General features: G+C 70.0%; 15 protein-coding genes. All 15 read right to left on the bottom strand.

The window, feature by feature from the left end; all coding sequences use genetic code 11:
* Positions 1–5 precede the first annotated feature (5 nt).
* Complete coding sequence (locus B9S58_RS16605) at positions 6–578, bottom strand: hypothetical protein (RefSeq protein ID WP_103532884.1); 573 nt, start codon at positions 576–578, stop codon at positions 6–8.
* Between the two features lie 59 nt (positions 579–637).
* A complete protein-coding gene (locus B9S58_RS16600) occupies positions 638–1,162 on the bottom strand; it encodes a hypothetical protein (RefSeq protein WP_258044644.1) in 525 nt (174 codons plus the stop codon).
* Positions 1,163–1,368: 206 nt separating this feature from the next.
* Complete coding sequence (locus tag B9S58_RS16595) at positions 1,369–1,890, bottom strand: hypothetical protein (protein ID WP_103532882.1); 522 nt, start codon at positions 1,888–1,890, stop codon at positions 1,369–1,371.
* Positions 1,887–3,122, bottom strand: a complete 1,236-nt coding sequence (locus tag B9S58_RS16590) for an MCE family protein (protein WP_103532881.1) — start codon at positions 3,120–3,122, stop codon at positions 1,887–1,889. The genes B9S58_RS16595 and B9S58_RS16590 overlap by 4 nt, the downstream gene beginning before the upstream one ends.
* Entirely contained in the window at positions 3,119–4,297 is a 1,179-nt protein-coding gene (locus B9S58_RS16585; RefSeq protein WP_103532880.1) for an MCE family protein, read from the bottom strand. The genes B9S58_RS16590 and B9S58_RS16585 overlap by 4 nt, the downstream gene beginning before the upstream one ends.
* A complete protein-coding gene (locus B9S58_RS16580) occupies positions 4,294–5,424 on the bottom strand; it encodes an MCE family protein (RefSeq protein WP_103532879.1) in 1,131 nt (376 codons plus the stop codon). Before B9S58_RS16580 ends, B9S58_RS16585 begins: the two co-directional genes overlap by 4 nt.
* A gap of 1 nt (position 5,425) precedes the next feature.
* Positions 5,426–6,445 carry an MCE family protein gene (locus B9S58_RS16575; protein WP_103532878.1) on the bottom strand — a complete coding sequence of 340 codons (1,020 nt, stop codon included), beginning with the start codon at positions 6,443–6,445 and terminating at the stop codon, positions 5,426–5,428.
* Positions 6,442–7,473 carry an MCE family protein gene (locus B9S58_RS16570; protein WP_103532877.1) on the bottom strand — a complete coding sequence of 344 codons (1,032 nt, stop codon included), beginning with the start codon at positions 7,471–7,473 and terminating at the stop codon, positions 6,442–6,444. Before B9S58_RS16570 ends, B9S58_RS16575 begins: the two co-directional genes overlap by 4 nt.
* Positions 7,470–8,768 carry an MCE family protein gene (locus tag B9S58_RS16565; RefSeq protein ID WP_103532876.1) on the bottom strand — a complete coding sequence of 433 codons (1,299 nt, stop codon included), beginning with the start codon at positions 8,766–8,768 and terminating at the stop codon, positions 7,470–7,472. The genes B9S58_RS16570 and B9S58_RS16565 overlap by 4 nt, the downstream gene beginning before the upstream one ends.
* The gene (locus B9S58_RS16560) at positions 8,768–9,571 is read right to left on the bottom strand and encodes an ABC transporter permease (RefSeq protein WP_103532875.1); all 804 of its coding nucleotides are present in this window, start codon (positions 9,569–9,571) and stop codon (positions 8,768–8,770) included. Before B9S58_RS16560 ends, B9S58_RS16565 begins: the two co-directional genes overlap by 1 nt.
* A gap of 3 nt (positions 9,572–9,574) precedes the next feature.
* Positions 9,575–10,447, bottom strand: a complete 873-nt coding sequence (locus B9S58_RS16555) for an ABC transporter permease (RefSeq protein ID WP_103532874.1) — start codon at positions 10,445–10,447, stop codon at positions 9,575–9,577.
* Positions 10,444–11,430 (bottom strand): ABC transporter ATP-binding protein, encoded by a 987-nt coding sequence (locus tag B9S58_RS16550; protein WP_103532873.1) that lies wholly within the window; start codon positions 11,428–11,430, stop codon positions 10,444–10,446. The genes B9S58_RS16555 and B9S58_RS16550 overlap by 4 nt, the downstream gene beginning before the upstream one ends.
* 570 nt (positions 11,431–12,000) lie before the next feature.
* Positions 12,001–13,491, bottom strand: a complete 1,491-nt coding sequence (locus B9S58_RS16545; RefSeq protein WP_103532872.1) for a DUF6801 domain-containing protein — start codon at positions 13,489–13,491, stop codon at positions 12,001–12,003.
* A 530-nt stretch (positions 13,492–14,021) separates the two neighbouring features.
* Complete coding sequence (locus B9S58_RS16540) at positions 14,022–14,678, bottom strand: hypothetical protein (RefSeq protein ID WP_103532871.1); 657 nt, start codon at positions 14,676–14,678, stop codon at positions 14,022–14,024.
* A gap of 161 nt (positions 14,679–14,839) precedes the next feature.
* A complete protein-coding gene (locus B9S58_RS16535; protein ID WP_103532870.1) occupies positions 14,840–15,775 on the bottom strand; it encodes a hypothetical protein in 936 nt (311 codons plus the stop codon).
* Positions 15,776–16,511 lie beyond the last annotated feature (736 nt).

Raw genomic sequence — 16,511 nt, 5'->3', positions numbered from 1 at the left:
GGAGGTCAGCCGGCCGTACCGCCGACGGGCGCCTGGCCCAGCGCACTGAGCTTCCACCCCTCGGCGGTCCGGGTGAGGCTTCCGAGCAACCGGCTCTCCTTCACCGCCGGTTCGCCCTTCGGCGCGGTCACGGTGACCCGGAGCGCCACCATCACCCCCGCCCGGCCCGCCCGTTGGTCCAGCTCGGTCACCGCACCGGAGAGAACATTGGCGGTGCTCACCGTCTTCGCCTCGGCGATCTGCTTGGCGAACGCGTCGCGGCCGTCGATGAGTTGCCGGTGCAGATCACCAGTGGTGGACTGCTCCCAGCTGTCGAGCCCCTTCTTCAGCGAGCGGTGATCCAAGGTGTTCATGTTCTGCACCGCCTGTTCGCCCGCCGCCAGCGCGTCGTCCCGCGCCTGCGCGAAGGACGCCGCGTCGTCGTGCCTGGCCTCGTAGCGCAGCCAGCCGCCCCAGCCCGCCGCTCCGGCCGCGCACACCGCCAGGGCCAGCGCGGCGATCACCAGCGGATTCCTGGTTCCCGCCCGTCCCGCCCCCGCCGGTGCCGCGTCCCTCGGTGCTGTCCGCTCCCGTGCCATGTGCTGCCTCTCCCCTGCCTGCCGAACCGGACCGGTGCGCCATCGCTTCCGGCCCGCCGTCATGTGGAGCCGATCTCGACGATCCACCAGCGCCCGTCACGCAGTTCGGCGGTCACCATGAGCTGCGCGGAGGCGGTGGTGGGGGCGCGGTCCCGGCGCTCGTAGACCTGGTCGAGGAAGACCAGGAGGTGGGCGCTGCTGCCGGTCAGCCGGGTCACCCCGGCCTTCACGACCTCGGTGGTGAGCGTGAGCTTCTGGTCGGTGGACTGCCGCTCGACCTGGCCGAACAGTGCCGCGTACTGCTGGAGCGCCTTGCCCGCCAGGACCTCCTTCGCCGCCGCCCTGGTGGCGGCGGTGGCGGCGGGACCGTACGAGAAGATCTTCGCGAGGGCGCTGCTGACGTCTCCGGTGACGCGGACGGTCGCCTCCGCGTCGGTGAGCGCGAGGTTCGCGGTGGCCGGAGTGTCGCGCAGGTGTCGTCCCTCGGCGTACAGGGCGCCACCCGTGGCGATCAGGGCGACCGTCAGCAGCGCGCCGAGGACGCGCGGCCACCGGCGGGGGGACGCGTCCCCCGTGTCCCCCATGTCCCCCGCGGCCGTTTCGGCCTCTTCCGCCTCTTCCGCCTTTTCCGCCTCTTCGGCCTCTTCGGCCTCCTGGTCGCCGGACCCGTTGCCGGGGCTGTCGGCGCGGTCCTCCTCCGGGTCGGTTCCCGTCGTGTCCGGGTCCACGTCCGTGGCGTCCGTGGCGTCCGTCGTCGTGCTGTTCACCGTCGGCGTTCCTCCCCGCGGCCTCATCCGGCGCCGCCCGTTCCGATGGCCGTGAGCGCCTTGACCTTCCAGCCGTCGGCCGTACGGGCGAGGGTCGCCGCGAACCGCTTGCGCTGGGTGCCGGGCGCACCGGTGCGCGGGGTGACCTCGACGTCCACGGTGGCGATCAGTTCCGCCGTGCCCGTGCGGTCGTCCAGTGCGGTCAGCGCCGCCGATGTGACCTTGCCCCGCGCCGTGTCGCCCGCTGTCGTCAGGGACTTCGCGTCGGTGCTCCTGGTCCGCTTCAGCTGATCGTGCAGCGGGCCCGTGGAGGAGTCCAGCCAGGCCCGCAGCCCGGTGTCGACCCGCTTCGCGTTCTCGCCGTCCAGGCTGTTCAGCGTCGCGAGATGCCGCTTGCCCTCGGTCAGGGCCGTGTCGCGGGCCTTCGCGTAGGACAGGGAGCGGTCTCCGCGCGCCTGCCCGTACGACCAGGCCCCCAGGCCGCAGAGCAGGGCGGCGACGAGCAGCACGGCCCAGCCGGCCCGGCGTCGGGTGCGGGGGGTCATGAGCCGCCTCCCAGGCCGAGCAGCCCGGCCATGCCTTCGGCCGGCTGCTGTGCGGTCGCGGGGCCGCCGGCCACCGCTCCGGGCAGCTTCATCGAGCCGGGAACGGCGGGCTTCGGCACCGGGCCGCCCTTGGGGGCGTTGGCGCTGCCCCGGACGTTGATGCCGGTGCCGGGCGAGGACGTGCAGCGGGCGGCGGTGTTGACGGCGGGCCCGGCCGAGGTGTTGAGGCCGTTGCGGTAGACCGTGCCGCCGTAGCCGGCGGTGCAGGGCAGCGGTTCGAAGAAGGTGACGGACATCCCGAACCGGGCGCCGTCGTCGTCGACCGCGCTCGCTCCTGCGGCGGCGACGGCGGGCAGCTTCACCAGGAGTTCCTCCAGGCCTCGTTGGCGGGTGACCGCGACCTCCGAGGTGGTGAGGAGGTTGGCGACGACGACGCCGAATGCGGGGTCCAGGTCGCGCAGCAGTCCGCTGATCTGGACGGCGGCGTCCGGGGTGGTCGCGATGAGGCGGCGCAGGTCGGCGTCGGAGCCCTTGAGTTCGGCGGCCAGTTCCTTGGCCCCCGAGGCGAAGCCCTTGAGGGCCTGCCCCTGTTCGGCCTGGGTGCGCAGGACGCGCTCGCCGTCGGCCATCAGCCGGGTGGTGACCGGCAGGGCCTTGTCGGCGGCCTCGATGAAGTCGCCCCCGGTGTCCAGCAGGACCTGGAGGTCGTCGCCGCGCCCTTCGAAGGCGGCCCCGAACTCCTCGACGACGGTCCGCAGGCTCTCCAGGTCCACCGAGCTCGCCAGGTCGTCGACGCTGGTGAGGACTTCGGTCGGGGGCGCGGGGATGGTGGTGTCGGCCTCGTCGATGACCGAGCCGTTGCCCAGGAAGGGCCCGTCCTTGCGGGTGGGCCGCAGATCGACGTACTGCTCGCCGACCGCCGAGAGGTTCGCGACGACGGCGCTGAGGCTGTCCGGGATCGGCGGGGCGTCCTTCTCGATCCGCAGCTCGGCCTCGACGCCCTCCTCGGTCAGCTCGATGGGGCCGACCCGGCCGACGGAGACACCCCGGTAGGTGACGTTGGAGTGGGTGTACAGGCCTCCCGTCTGCGGGAGTTGGACCGTGACGGTGTAGTAGCTGCGGAGTCCGACGTAGTGGCCGAGATCGGCGTACCGCACGCCCAGATAGCCGAGGACCAGGACGGCGATGACGAGGAAGGCGAGGTTCTTCAGCCGGATGGCGAGGGTGATCACGGTGTCGCCTCCTTCTCGGTCTTCGGCGTGCCCGACACGGCGGGCAGTGGCAGCGGGAGCGCGCTGCGGGCCGCCGCCGCGCCTTCGCCCTCGGCCGGAGGCAGCGGGATCCCGGGCTCGTCCGGGATGAGCGGCGGGATGATCTGCGTACCGGGCAGGGCCGTCACATCCAGGTAGACGTTGAGGTAGTCCCCCTTGACGCCGCGCAGCACCTCGTCCGTGAAGGGGTAGGTCAGCAGCACCTGGAGGGAGTCGGGGAGGTCCTGGCCGGAGTCGGCGAGCGCCTTGAGGGTCGGGGCGAGCGCCTTGAGGTCGGCGATCATGTCGGCTTTGCTCCGGTTGATCGTGTCGACGGCCACGGTGGAGAGGGTGTCGAGGGAGCGCAGCATGGTCAGCAGGGAGCCGCGCTGCTTCTCCAGGACCTTGAGTCCGGGGCTGAGCCCGGTCAGGACCGTGCCGACGTCCTGCTTGCGGGTGGCGAGGGTGGCGGCGAGCCGGTTGACCCCGTCGAGGGCCTTGGTGATGTCGCCCTTGTTCTCGTCCAGGTTGGTCACGAGGGTGTCGACCCGGTTGAGCATGGAGCGGATCTGCGGTTCCTGTCCGGCGAGCGCCTTGTTCAGCTCGGTGGTGATGGTCTTGAGCTGGTTGACGCCGCCCCCGTTGAGGAGCAGGGACAGTGCTCCGAAGACCTCTTCGACCTCCGGGTTCCGGTTGGTGCGGGAGAGCGGGATGCGGCCGCCGGCGGCGAGCGAGCCGCGGGCGGTGCCCTCGGGGGGCGGGGCGAGCTGGATGAACTTCTCGCCGAGCAGGCTGGACTGTTCGAGGCGGGCGTAGGCGTTCGCGGGGAGCTCGACCTTCCCGTTGACCCGCATGGTGACCCGGGCCCGCCAGCCGTCCGGGGCGAGGGCTATCTTCGTCACGCGTCCGACGGACACGTCGTTGACCTTGACCGAGGACTGCGGGGCGAGGCTGAGGACGTCGCCGAACTCGGCGGTCACCTCGTACGGGCGGTCGCCGAGGTCCGCGCCGCCGGGCAGCGGGAACTGTTCGATGCCGGTGAAGGCGGGAACGTCGGGGCGGACCACGACCAGGGAGATCAGGGCGCCGGTGGCGAGCAGGGCCACGGCTCCCACGGCGGCCCGTACGACGGGTCTGCGCCGGGCGTCGTCGTTCATCGTCGCGCCCCCTTCTGCTTGCCGGGCTGCTTCTCGGGGGTGCCGTAGACCGTGCCGACCGCCGGCAACGGCAGGACGGGCAGGGCCTCGCGGCGGTTCGCGTCGACGGGGGCGAGGCCGGTGAGCCGGCCGGCCGCCGCGGCGGCCCCGGGGTCGACGAGCGGTCCGCCCATGGACAGTTCGTTGAGGTTGGTACGCCCGTTGAGGGTGCGGTTGGCCGGGTCGTAGGCGTTGAGCACGTTGCCGGCGGCGAGCGGGAGGGTGTCCATCGCCTCGGCGAGCGAGTCGCGCTGGTCGACGAGCGCCTGGGTGACGGGCACCAAAGCCTCGACGTTCTTCTTGAGCGCTCCGCGGTTCTTCGCGATGAAGGCCTTGACCTGGCCGAGGGCGGTGCCGAGTTCCTTGAGGGCCGCGCTGAGGTTCTTCTTGTCGTCGGCGAGGAACGAGGTGACCGTGTTCAGCTGCTGCTCGGCGCTGCGGACGTTGCCGTCGTTCTCCTTGAGCATGGTGGTGAAGGTCTGGAGGTGGGCCAGGGTGTCGAACAGGTCGCCGCTGCTCTTGTCGAGCGTCTTGGTGGCCTTGCCGAACTGCTCGATGGACTCCCCGATGGCCTTGCCGTTGCCGTCGAGGTTCTTCGCCCCGGTGTCCAGCAGCCGGGCGAGCGCCCCTTCGGCGTTGGCCCCGTTCGGGCCGAGCGCGGTGGAGAGTTCGGTGATGGAGGCGTACAGCTCGTCGACCTCGACCGGGGTGGCGTTGCGGGCGGCGGGCAGGACCGCGTCGTCGGCGAGCCGGGGGCCGCCGTCGTAGGCCGGGGCGAGCTGGATGTAGCGATCGGCGACGAGGCTGGGGGCGACGACGACGGCGTGGGCGTCCTTGGGCACGTCGATGCCCCGGTCGAGGCGCAGGACGACCTTCACCTCTTCGCCGCGCGGCTCGACGGATTCGACGGTGCCGACCTTGACGCCGAGGACGCGCAGGTCGGATCCGGCGTAGACGCCGGTGGCGCGTTCGAAGTAGGCGGTGACGGTGGTCTTCCCGTCCTCCTCCAGGGCGCTCACACCGGTCCCCGCCGCGACGGCGACGAGGGCCAGTCCGGCGGTGATGCCGATGATGCGGGTGCGTCTCATGTCAGCGGCCCCCTTGCTGCCGGGGTGGCATGCATCCGGTCGCCGGGGGTGTGCCGGCGGGAAGGTAGTTCTTGGGCACGACGCCGCAGACGTAGTTGTCGAACCAGCGCCCGCTGCCGAGGGTGTTGCCGACGAGCCGGCTGTACGAACCGGTCATCGCGAGGACCTTGTCCAGGCTCTTGCGGTTCTTCACCAGGACGGCGGTGACCCGGCCGAGGGACTTGAGGGTCGGCCCGAGCTGCTTGTCGTTGTCCCGGACGAGTCCGGTGAGCTGGGTGCCGAGGTCACGGGTGCCGGTGAGCAGCAGGTGGATGGCGTCGCGGCGGGCCCGGATCTCCCCGAGCAGCAGGTTGCCGTCCTCCAGGAGCGTTTCGAAGCTGCTCTTCTTCCCGGCGAGCGTCTTGGTGAGCTGCTTGCTGCTGCGGAGCAGGGTGGCGAGCTGGGCGTCGCGCTCGGAGACCGTACGGGAGAGGGCGGAGAGTCCGTCGGCGGCGCTGCGGACGTGGGGCGGGGAGTCCTTGAAGGTGGCGGATATCGTCTCGAAGCTCTTGGCGAGCTGTTCGGTGTCGATCTCGCCGATGGTCTCCCCGAGCCCGTTGAACGCCTGGGTGATGTCGTACGGGGAGGTGGTGCGGCTCGCGGTGATGCGGGAGCCGGGGTCCTGCGGGACGTCGCCGAGGGGGTCGACGGCGAGGTACTTCTCGCCGAGCAGGGTCTTGATGGCGATGCCGACGGTGGAGGAGTCGCCGATCCAGGCGTCCTTCACCCGGAAGTCGATCCGGACCTTCGCGCCGTCGAGGGAGACGCCGGTGACCTCGCCGACCTTCACTCCGGCGATCCGTACCTCGTCGCCGTCGGTGAGTCCGGCGGATTCGGTGAAGTCGGCACTGTAGGAGGTACCGCCCCGGACGAAGGGCAGGGAGTCGGCACGCCAGGCGGCCAGGCCGACCAGTGCCAGGACGAGGAGCCCGACGACGGCGACGGCGACCGGGTTGCGTTCCCGGATGGGGGTGATTCTCATGCCAGGCACCTCGGTTGGGTGATCGCGATGCCGGTGGGCGGCGTGCTGCCGTCGTCATGGGTGACGCCGCTGACCTTCGCTTCGCAGAGGTAGAGGTTGAGCCACGATCCGTAGGACGTCAGCCGGCTGATGGCCGCCATCTTGGCCGGGGTCTTCTGGAGGAAGTTCTCGATCTGCGGGGCACCCTTCTCCAACTGCCCGCTGAGCCTTCCCAGTTCGCGGATGTCGTCCTTGAGCGGCTTCCTGCCGTCGTGGAAGAGGTCGGCGGTGACGGTGGTGAGCGCGCCCATCGCGGTGACGGCCTCGCCGAGAGGTTTGCGGTCGCCGGAGAATCCGGTGACGAGCTTCTGGAGGGTGACGACGAGGTCGTCGAAGCCCGCTTCCCGGTCGTTGACCGTCTTGAGGACCGTGTTGAGGTTCTTGATCACCTCGCCGATCACCTTGTCCTTCGCGGCGACGGTGGTGGTGAGCGAGCCGACGTGCCGCAGGATGCTGTCGACGGTACCGCCCTCGCCCTGGAGGACCTGGACGATGGAGCCGGCGAGCTGGTTGACGTCGGGCGGCGACAGTCCTTCGAACAGGGGCTGGAAGCCGTTGAAGAGCTGGGTGAGGTCGAGCGCCGGGGTGGTGCGGGAGAGCGGGATGGTGTCCCCGGGCGCGAAGGCCCGGCCGACGGGTCCGGGGCCCCGGTCGAGGTCGACGTACCGCTGGCCGACCATGTTGAGGTATTTGATGGACGCCGTCACCGAGGCGGGAAGGGCGCGCCCCTTGCGTACGGCGAAGGCGACCTCGGCGACCCGCCGGTCGGCGACCTTCACGGACTCGACCTGGCCGACCTTCACCCCGGCGATGCGAACGCTGTCGCCGGGGATGAGACCGGTGGCGTCGGTGAACCGCGCCTTGTACGTGGTGGTGTCCCCGACGCCCGTGTTGGCGATGGAGAGCCCGAGTACGGTGGTGGCCAGGACGGTGACCATGATGAAGACGAGGGACTTGGTGACCGGTCCCGCGAGCGAGCGGCGTTTCACTTGAGCTTCACCTCCGCACCGCGGAAGGCCGGGCCGATGAGCACGCTGCTCCAGTCGGGCAGGGCCTCTGGCCGGACCTTCAGCGAGGGTGCGACAAGTTCGTTGACCAGCCGGGATTCCTGAGGCGAGTTGGGCAGTCCGAGCGCGGCGTCCGTGCCGTCGCCGCCGTCGTCCGGGGCCGGCGGCGGCGCGGTGACGTCAGCGGCCCGGCGGGTGTCGGCGGTCGGAACGTGCTTGCCGACGTACGGCACCGAGTAGCAGCGCGGTCCGCCGGTGGCGTTGTAGACCGGTTTGTCCTTGCCGGGGACGTATTTTCCCTTGGAGGGAACGGACTTGACCGAAACATGCAGTCCCGGCTGATCGGTTCCCTTGCCCAGCGCCTTGTCCATGGCGGGCACGAAGCCGGCCATGGTGCGCAGGGTGCAGGGGAACGACTCGGCGTATTCGGCGAGGAGTTCGAGGGAGGGCCGGCCGGCGGCGGAGAGCCGGATGAGGTTGTCCTTGTTCTCCCGCAGGAAGGAGGTGACGTCCTGCGCGGCTGCCGTGGTGGTGCCGTACAGGCCGGCGAGCCGTGCCTCCTGGTGGGCGAGGGTGGAGCTGGTGACCGTGGCGTCGGTCAGTGCGTCGAGGACGTCCGGCGCGGCGTCCGCGTACAGCGTGCTCACCTTGACGAGTTCCTTGATGTCGGCGTTGAGGGTGGGGAGTTGGGGGTTGAACTTCTTGAGGTGTCCGTCCAGCGTGGTCAGCGTCTCGCCGAGGCGTTCGCCTCGGCCCTCCAGGGCCCGGGAGACGGCGTTGAGGGTGGCGGAGAGCTTCTCCGGCTTCACGGCGGTCAGCAGCGGCAGGACGTTGTCCAGGACCTGTTCCAGCTCGATGGCGTTGCTGGAGCGGTCCTGCGGGATGACGGCACCGGCCCGCAGGGCTCCGCCCGTGGGGATGCGGGGCGGGACGAGCGCGACGAACCGGGCGCCGAACAGGGTGGTGGGCAGCATCTGGGCGGTGACGTCGGCGGGCACCTGGTCGAGCTTGTGCCGGTCGATGGCCAGGGTGAGGCGGGCGCCGTCGCCGTCGGTGGCGATGGAGCGGACCTGCCCGATGACGACTCCGCGCAGCTTCACATCCGCGTTGTCGTGCATCTCGTTGCCGACCGAGCCGGTGCGGACGGTGACGGTGGCGTCGTCGGTGAAGTCCTTCTCGTACACGGAGACCGAGACCCACACCAGGACGGCGGGCACCAGCAGGAAGGTGACTCCGGCCAGGCGCCGGCGGAGCGTGCGTGTGCTGGATCCTGGCATCAGCCGGCCACCTTCACCGTCGTCGTGGCGCCCCAGATGGCGAGCGAGAGGAAGAAGTCGGTGACGCTGATGAGGACGATGGCGTTGCGCACCGACCGTCCGACCGCCACGCCCACACCGGCCGGTCCGCCGGTGGCGTGGAAGCCGTAGTAGCAGTGGGCGAGGATCACCAGCACGCTGAAGATCAGCACCTTGAGCACCGACAGCAGCACGTCCTGCGGGGAGAGGAAGAGATTGAAGTAGTGGTCGTAGGTGCCCGCCGACTGTCCGTTGAAGAAGATGGTGATGTAGCGGGAGGCGACGTAGGAGGAGAGCAGCCCGATCGCGTACAGCGGGATGATCGCGACGACTCCGGCGATGATCCGGGTGGTGACGAGGTAGGGCATGGACCGCACGCCCATCGCCTCCAGGGCGTCGACCTCCTCGTTGATCCGCATCGCGCCGAGCTGGGCGGTGAAGCCCGCGCCGACGGTGGCGGAGAGCGCGAGTCCGGCGACCAGGGGGGCGATCTCCCGGGTGTTGAAGTAGGCGGAGATGAACCCGGTGAACGCCGAGGTGCCGATCTGGTTGAGGGCCGCGTACCCCTGGAGTCCGACGACCGTGCCGGTGAACAGGGTCATGGCGACCATCACACCGATGGTGCCGCCGATGACGCCGAGTCCGCCGCTGCCGAAGGCGACCTCGGCCAGCAGCCGCTGCACCTCCCGCAGATAGCGGCGCAGGGTGCGCGGAATCCAGACGAGTGCCTGGACGTAGAAGGTGAGTTGGTCGCCCGATCGGTCGAGCCAGCTGAGCATCGCCATGGGTCAGCTCCCCTTCGCGGGGACGATCTGGAGGTAGATCGCCGTGAGGACCATGTTCACGAAGAACAGCAGCATGAAGGTGATGACGACGGACTGGTTGACCGCGTCGCCGACACCCTTGGGGCCGCCGCGCGGGTTGAGGCCCCGGTAGGCGGCGACGATGCCCGCGATGAAGCCGAAGATCAGGGCCTTGAACTCGCTGATGTAGAGGTCGGGCAGCTGGGCGAGGGCGGAAAAGCTCGCGAGGTACGCGCCCGGGGTGCCGTCCTGCATGATCACGTTGAAGAAGTAGCCGCCGAGCGTGCCGACCACCGAGATCAGGCCGTTGAGCAGGACGGCGACGAGCATGGTGGCGAGCACGCGGGGGACGACGAGGCGCTGGATGGGCGAGACGCCCATGACCTCCATCGCGTCGAGTTCCTCACGGATCTTGCGTGATCCGAGGTCGGCGCAGATCGCGGACCCGGCGGCTCCGGAGATCAGCAGCGCCACGATGATCGGGCTCGCCTGCTGGATCACCGCGAGGACGCTGGCGCCGCCGGTGAAGGACTGGGCGCCGAGCTGCTGGGTGAGGGAGCCGACCTGGAGGGCGATGACCGCGCCGAACGGGATGGAGACGAGGGCGGCGGGCAGGATCGTGACGCTGGCGACGAACCAGAACTGCTCGATGAACTCCCGTACCTGGAAAGGCCTGCGGAAGATGGCCCGGGCCACCGCGACGGCGAGGGCGAACAGCTTGCCGGTCTCGCGGAGCGGGGCGAGCAGCCGGGACGGGCGGCGCTGCTCGGGAGCGGGGCGGGCGGGGCTCCCGGGGCCGGTGGCCGGCGGGGGCTTCTCGGGCGGCTCGGGCGGCCGCACCGGCATCGGGGCGGTCACGCGCGCGCACCTCCCGCGGCCGGGGTGTAGCTGTTGAGGATCGCCGTACGGGCGGCCTCCGGCAGCTGGCCCATCATCGACGTGACCCGCTCCCGGCGGCGCAGCGCGCCCTGGCGTACGGGCATGCCGGGCGAGGGCTCCAGCTGAGGGACGACGGTGCGGGGCCCGGTGTGCAGCAGGGCGGTGTCGCCCTGCTGCTCGGCGGCGAGGGTGGCGGCGTCCTTCTCCTCGGACATGCCGATGGGTCCTTCCCGGCGTCCGGCGAGGAACTGGGAGACGACCGGGGTGTCGCTGGTGAGCAGCACCTCGCGCGGGCCGAAGGTGACGAGGTTGCGGCAGAACAGCATGCCCATGTTGTCGGGGACGGTGGCCGCGATGTCGAGGTTGTGGGTGACGATGAGCATCGTCGCGTCGATCTGCGCGTTGAGGTCGATGAGGAGCTGCGACAGGTAGGCGGTGCGGACCGGGTCGAGTCCGGAGTCCGGCTCGTCGCAGAGGATGATCTGCGGGTCCAGGACCAGGGCGCGGGCGAGGCCGGCCCGTTTGCGCATGCCGCCGGATATCTCACCCGGCAGCTTTCCCTCGGCACCGAGGAGCCCGACGATGTCGATGCGCTCCATGACGATGCGGCGGATCTCGGATTCCTTCTTGCGGGTGTGCTCGCGCAGCGGGAAGGCGATGTTGTCGAAGAGCGACATCGAGCCGAAAAGGGCCCCGTCCTGGAACATGAGGCCGAAGAGCTTCCGGGTCTCCATGATGTCGCGCTCGGAGCTGTTCACCATGTCGACGCCGTTGATGAGGACGCGTCCCTGTTCGGGCTTGAGCAGCCCGATGATGGATTTCAGGAAAACGGTCTTTCCGGTTCCGGAAGGACCGAGCATGACGCTCACTTCACCGGCGGGCAGGGTGAGGCTGACGTCCTGCCAGATGTTTTGCTTGCCGAAGGACTTCGTCAGGCCCTCGACGACTACTTCGATTCCCATCGACCCTCCCTCGAAGTGGCGGTGAACGTGTTCATCGTTATGCGCTCCGGCTCTGAGAAAGGCGATGGCGGCTCGTCACACATGCACCGGGGGGCGCACGTTATGTCCGCCGAAACCGCCGGGGCAAGCCGTTGAACAGCGGAGATCGACGAACGCGGTGCTGAGAATGGATCACTTGTCATTCGGTGACAAGGCCGGTTCCCGTCCTTGTCGAAATCTGCGCAAGCACCGGTACGTTCTCCCCGGGGTGGCCCGGTACCGGAGCGGAGCGAACCGGGACCGAGCATGCCCGGCGAGCAGGCGCTCAGGCACTTCCGATCGGCATGCCTGGGACGCTACGGGCCGGTAACCTGACTTCGCAATACTGGGTACAGATTTTCCTCGGCGAGAATTCATGTGCTGCGCAGGATTGTTGTCGGGTGAGTAATCCGGCTGCCAAACCTGTCGGATGATGAGGAACAACACGGTCGGCGGCCCGCCCTGGGACCAGAAACGAAGAGCCCTTCCGGTCCTGTGGAACCGGAAGGGCTCGGTCGTGCTCACGGTCGGCGGCCGTCGCGCCGCCCGTGGTCACCGCTCGGGCTCGGGCACCTTGGGCGGGCAGTCCGGCCCTTCCGGGTTCGTCGCCACGCACAGGGGCGCCTGGGTCATCTTGGTGTAGTTGTCGGCCTTCTCGCCCGGGCTGGAGATGGCCGCGGTGAGGATCGGGTCGAGGTCCTCGGTCACTCCGCACCCCTCGAACGGCGGGATGTGGGCGTACCCGGTCAGGGTGCCGCCGTACGCCACGAGGTAGCCGGCCGGCGGATAGCTCTGGCCGTAGCCCCGCAGCACCTGCTCGAAGGGCCGTCCCGTGCGGCATTCGGGCCCCACGTCCAGGGGCACCCCGTTCACCTTCACGTCGGAGAGCCGCATGACGAGCTGGGCGGTGACCGTCGTCTCCTCGGGGTAGGACGGCGTGTTGGTGACCGTGTGGGTGTGGATCGCGGCCGGGGGGCCCACCTGTTCCAGCGTCATGGTCGCGGTCGTCGGCATGAATCCGTAGGTGAGGAACGTGGCCTTCGTCGGAGGGAGTTGGCGGCGCCCCTCGTAGTCGAAGTTCACCTCCGACGTGACGTCGACGGTCGAGGCGCAGGAGTCGTTGATGTAGCGCTTGTTCAGCACCACCTTCATGAACGCGGGCCCCAGCGCCGCGGCTCCGTCCAGCTTGGCGGCGTTGGCGTAGCCGGCCGCGTAGGTCTCCGCGGTGGTCATCACCCATTCGGGCGGGATCTCGATCGGGCAGCTGCCCGGGTCCCCGTCGGCGAGGGCTTCGAGCCGTTCGTCGGTGAGGGCGTCGACCTTCTCCCGTGCGGTGGGTGGCAGGCCCTCGTCCGGGCGGCCGGGCGTCGGCTCCGGTGCGGGGCCGCTCTCCCCGGGGCGGGGGGCGGGGGCCGTGGGGTCGGTGTCGCCGCGGACCGTGACCGCGGCGAGTTCGGGCTCCTGCCCCGGGACCGGTTCGCAGGCCGCGTCGAGTCCCGGGGGCGTGGTCGGCTCGCCGTCTTCCGTGAGGGAGGTGAGCGAGAGGCCGAGCGCGGCGGGGGCCAGCGTCGCGCGCCCGGAGCTGCCGAAGGAGACCGTCGGCACGTCCCCGGTCGCGGTCAGGGCCAGTTCGCCCTCGTCGGGCAGGGCGACGGGCGGGGCGGTCAGGTCCTGCCAGGAGGCGTCGGCGGACCGGTCGCCGACGGTGTTGCGGACGGTGAGCCGCGCGACGGCCGACAGGGTTTCGGCGTCCAGGTCACGGTACCGGGCGAGCGCCGTGGGCGGCAGGCTCACGTCCACCGAGACCTGGCCGGGGCGGATCTCCTCGCCCGTACGGACCGAGGTGGGGAGCACCGCCGAGACGACGACGTCCACCTCCTCGGGCCCGGAGGGGAAGGGGCAGGCGTAGCGGAGGGCGACCTCCGACTTCTGTTCCGCGGCGGCCGATTCGGCGCTGGGGACGAGCGCGGTGGCGACGACGAGCGCCCCGCCCACGGCCCAGTGGATCGGTCGTCTCGCTGCGGCGCGTGCATCGACGGTCATACGGAGGTGTCCTTCCGGCGCGCGTGGGCCCAGGGGGTGTCTTGTCGGTCAGGCCGGGTCAGGGAGCGGGGTCTGGTGCCGTGCATCGCAATGCGGAGGAGGGAGTCATGGCGGAGCCATGGCGACCGACGACAACGCCGCGAGGTGCGGTGCCAGGGCACGCGAGCCCGGCCTGACCGGCAAGCCCCCCGGAGGATGGGGTGGCTGCGGACAGCGGGTCCGCTTCTCGGCGACGGTCCCGTGGGCGGAGGCCGAGCGGACCGCGAACGGACGTCGAACGGGGTCCGGCCGTACGCCGACCGGGATCGGCCGGGCTTCGGATCCCCCTACCGACGGGTACGGTACGCACGCCGACGACGCCTGGGAAGGGCCGGGTTCCCGATCGGACCGGTGGCCCGCGGACTTTGGCAGACAGTGACAGTCCGCCGTCGCGTCCTTGTCGTCGGGTGCGCGAAAACGGGGGTGTGCCCGGCCGTCGGGTGCGTACGGCCGGGCACGACGCTCACGTACGGAATGTCATCGGCGGTGGGTCACCCGCTGATGACCGGGGACTGGCCCGACGCCGTGTTCACGATGGTGTACAGGCCCTGGAAGCTGGCGGAGGTGCCGACGATGCCGCAGCCGCCGCCGGTCTTGTTGGCGATGGTCAGGGTGAGCCCGCCGCCCGCGGTGCTCAGGGTGCCGTTGCTGCCGCCCGCGCTCGGGTTGTTGTACTTGGCCGCGACCTTGCCGGTCACGTCGAAGGTGCAGGGGCCCAGGATGCTGTTCCCGGACACCTTCGCCTTGATCGCTCTGATCTCACCGGTCGTCTGGCCCGTGGAGTTGGTGCCGGCGCCCGCCGCGTAGTCCAGGCCCCAGATCTGCCACGGCGGCGTGGCGGACACCGTCCACGTGGAGCTGAACGGCCCGGTGCACGGCGAGTTGAACGAGATGTCCGAGATGGACGCGAGGTTGGCCGGGCTGCCGGCGACCGGGGAGGTCGGAGCATTGCCCGAGGCTTCGGAGGACGCACACTGGATCTTGTTGCCGTTGTTGTCGGTCAGGACGGTCACTCCGGCGCTGCCTTCGAAGTCACCGGTCGGGCTGATCGTCCAGCTGGTCGGTGCGGCGACGGCCGAGGGGGCAGCCAGGATGACGGCTGCCGCGGCGGCACCGATCGCGGTCAGGACACCGGTTCGCTTGAACATGGGGGTACTCCCTTTTCTCGTCCCGTTGGGGATCTGACTGAACGTGACTGGGGTGCTTGCATGTTGTCCGCGGTACCGGACGGTGCGGCACTCCGCGGGTCCATGGGGGTGGACGTGTGGGCGGGTTTCGCGTCACCTCCTCGTGTCCGGGGGGGGAGGGCCTACCGCTTCGCGGAGTGCCAGAATTCCGACAGCTTCCTTCCCTCGTCCGGCGCGAGGCCGGCGGGGTCGTAGGGGCTGCCGAAGTACGTCGTGGTGGCGTCCAGCGTCACGCTGTTCTTCCCGGCGGCGGACGGGAGACCGGTCTTGAGGTTCACCGCCCAGTTCAGGAGGCCGGCGCCGCAGCCACTGGCGCCCGGAACGGCGAAGGTCGCGTCGCCCTGGTCGGCGCCGTCGAAGGTGTAGCGCCCCATCTCGCCCTCGTCGTCGTTCGGGGTCCCGTCGGCCGAGAACCGCTGAAGCGAGAGGCTCGGCGCCGTCACGTTCTGCGGCTTCAGGAGCACCGGATTCGCAGTGGTCCCGATGTAGCACTTGTCACCCAGGAACGGATTCTTGAGGTGGATGCGGACCGGGATGGTGAGAATGGGCTCACCGGTGGAGAAGGCGGCGCTCATATTGAAGTCGCGCGGCGCTCCGGCCGGTTCGATGGTGGCCGTCACACGGTTGAGATTGTTGTCCGTCAGCTGGCGGCAGATTCCTGATACGAAGGGAATTCCGCTGGGGCACATCAGCCCGATCAGCCCGCCGGGGATCTCCGCCGGGTCCGCGGTCAGCGCACCCTCGGGCGGGGCCACCAGCGAGGCGGTGCCGCCGGCGCGCTGGATGACTCCCAGCTGCAGATCGGTGCGGCCGGTGGAGACCTCCGTATTGCCCAGCGTGATGGATCCGGTGGCCGAGCTCGACGCTATGCAGGTGGCGATGGTGTTGACGCCGTCCGCGGCGAGCATGGCGGGCGCGTCGACCGGGCAGCGGTCGAAGGGCGCCCAGTCACCGTTGAGCTGGGTGGCGGCGGTGGCCGATCCGGTGGAGAGCACGGCGCTGAACGCCGTGAATGCCGCGAGCAGACCTACGCGGGTTCGATTGGAATCGGATCTCATGTCGTCCCCTCTGTCGGCCGCTGTGGCGCGGCCTCGTGCACGAAGTTGACCGGTTCTGCAACGCATGCCCGCACCGCGACGAGCGTCGACGGTGATGGAGCCTCGGGTGGGCCCGGGGGCGGAGTGTCCGAGCATCAAATTTCGGGCAAATTTGTGACCGAATTGATCGATGCGTGATGTTACTCGCGGGAAACAGGGCGACACAATCCGTCCGCATAAGATTCTTTACGCCGCGCTCTTTTTGATCCGGAAATGAGTATCGACGCATGGTCGCCTTATCAAGGTATGCGTATCCGAGGGCGCGGAATTACGTACCGGCGACCGGGACCCCGCGCGTGGTGCGTACGCGGCGGCGCCGGAGCGACGGGCCGCGGAAGCCCCGACTCCGTTCACCCATGGACGGCACGCAAATCAGCCAAGCGGCCGGAAACACCCGCCCGGGAGAGGCCGTTCACCCACGTTCTCCGTGGTGAGCCGTCTGCGCTCGCGGCCGCCACAAGGGTCGGCCGACGCGGTGGAGACCGCACCGGGAACAACTCGGGGGCCGCGAAGCACCTTTGTTGTCATCGCCGGAGCAGGCGGCCGAAATTCATTGTCCGAAAGCGCGCAGTGCCGCCCGACCTGCACGGAAGTCGCACAGTGCGGCCAGGATGTGTGCCCCCTGCACTTCGATCTCGTCCAAGTGGTGTGCAGCGCCTGGTCCTTGGTCTATCTTCGTCGCGAACTTGGTACGCAC

Origin of the sequence: Streptomyces sp. SM11, assembly GCF_002910905.1 — a bacterium.
Lineage (GTDB): Bacteria > Actinomycetota > Actinomycetes > Streptomycetales > Streptomycetaceae > Streptomyces.
The sequence above is the reverse complement of the archived record's forward strand: the minus strand, read 5'-3'. Positions and strand labels throughout refer to the sequence as shown.

What these genes read in the sequence shown, in the direction of transcription:
- B9S58_RS16605 (WP_103532884.1), bottom strand. Translation starts at nt 578, where the DNA reads ATGGCACGGGAGCGGACAGCACCGAGGGACGCGGCACCGGCGGGGGCG.
- B9S58_RS16600 (WP_258044644.1), bottom strand. Translation starts at nt 1,162, where the DNA reads ATGGGGGACACGGGGGACGCGTCCCCCCGCCGGTGGCCGCGCGTCCTC.
- B9S58_RS16595 (WP_103532882.1), bottom strand. Translation starts at nt 1,890, where the DNA reads ATGACCCCCCGCACCCGACGCCGGGCCGGCTGGGCCGTGCTGCTCGTC.
- B9S58_RS16585 (WP_103532880.1), bottom strand. Translation starts at nt 4,297, where the DNA reads ATGAACGACGACGCCCGGCGCAGACCCGTCGTACGGGCCGCCGTGGGA.
- B9S58_RS16580 (WP_103532879.1), bottom strand. Translation starts at nt 5,424, where the DNA reads ATGAGACGCACCCGCATCATCGGCATCACCGCCGGACTGGCCCTCGTC.
- B9S58_RS16575 (WP_103532878.1), bottom strand. Translation starts at nt 6,445, where the DNA reads ATGAGAATCACCCCCATCCGGGAACGCAACCCGGTCGCCGTCGCCGTC.
- B9S58_RS16565 (WP_103532876.1), bottom strand. Translation starts at nt 8,768, where the DNA reads ATGCCAGGATCCAGCACACGCACGCTCCGCCGGCGCCTGGCCGGAGTC.
- B9S58_RS16560 (WP_103532875.1), bottom strand. Translation starts at nt 9,571, where the DNA reads ATGGCGATGCTCAGCTGGCTCGACCGATCGGGCGACCAACTCACCTTC.
- B9S58_RS16550 (WP_103532873.1), bottom strand. Translation starts at nt 11,430, where the DNA reads ATGGGAATCGAAGTAGTCGTCGAGGGCCTGACGAAGTCCTTCGGCAAG.
- B9S58_RS16545 (WP_103532872.1), bottom strand. Translation starts at nt 13,491, where the DNA reads ATGACCGTCGATGCACGCGCCGCAGCGAGACGACCGATCCACTGGGCC.
- B9S58_RS16540 (WP_103532871.1), bottom strand. Translation starts at nt 14,678, where the DNA reads ATGTTCAAGCGAACCGGTGTCCTGACCGCGATCGGTGCCGCCGCGGCA.
- B9S58_RS16535 (WP_103532870.1), bottom strand. Translation starts at nt 15,775, where the DNA reads ATGAGATCCGATTCCAATCGAACCCGCGTAGGTCTGCTCGCGGCATTC.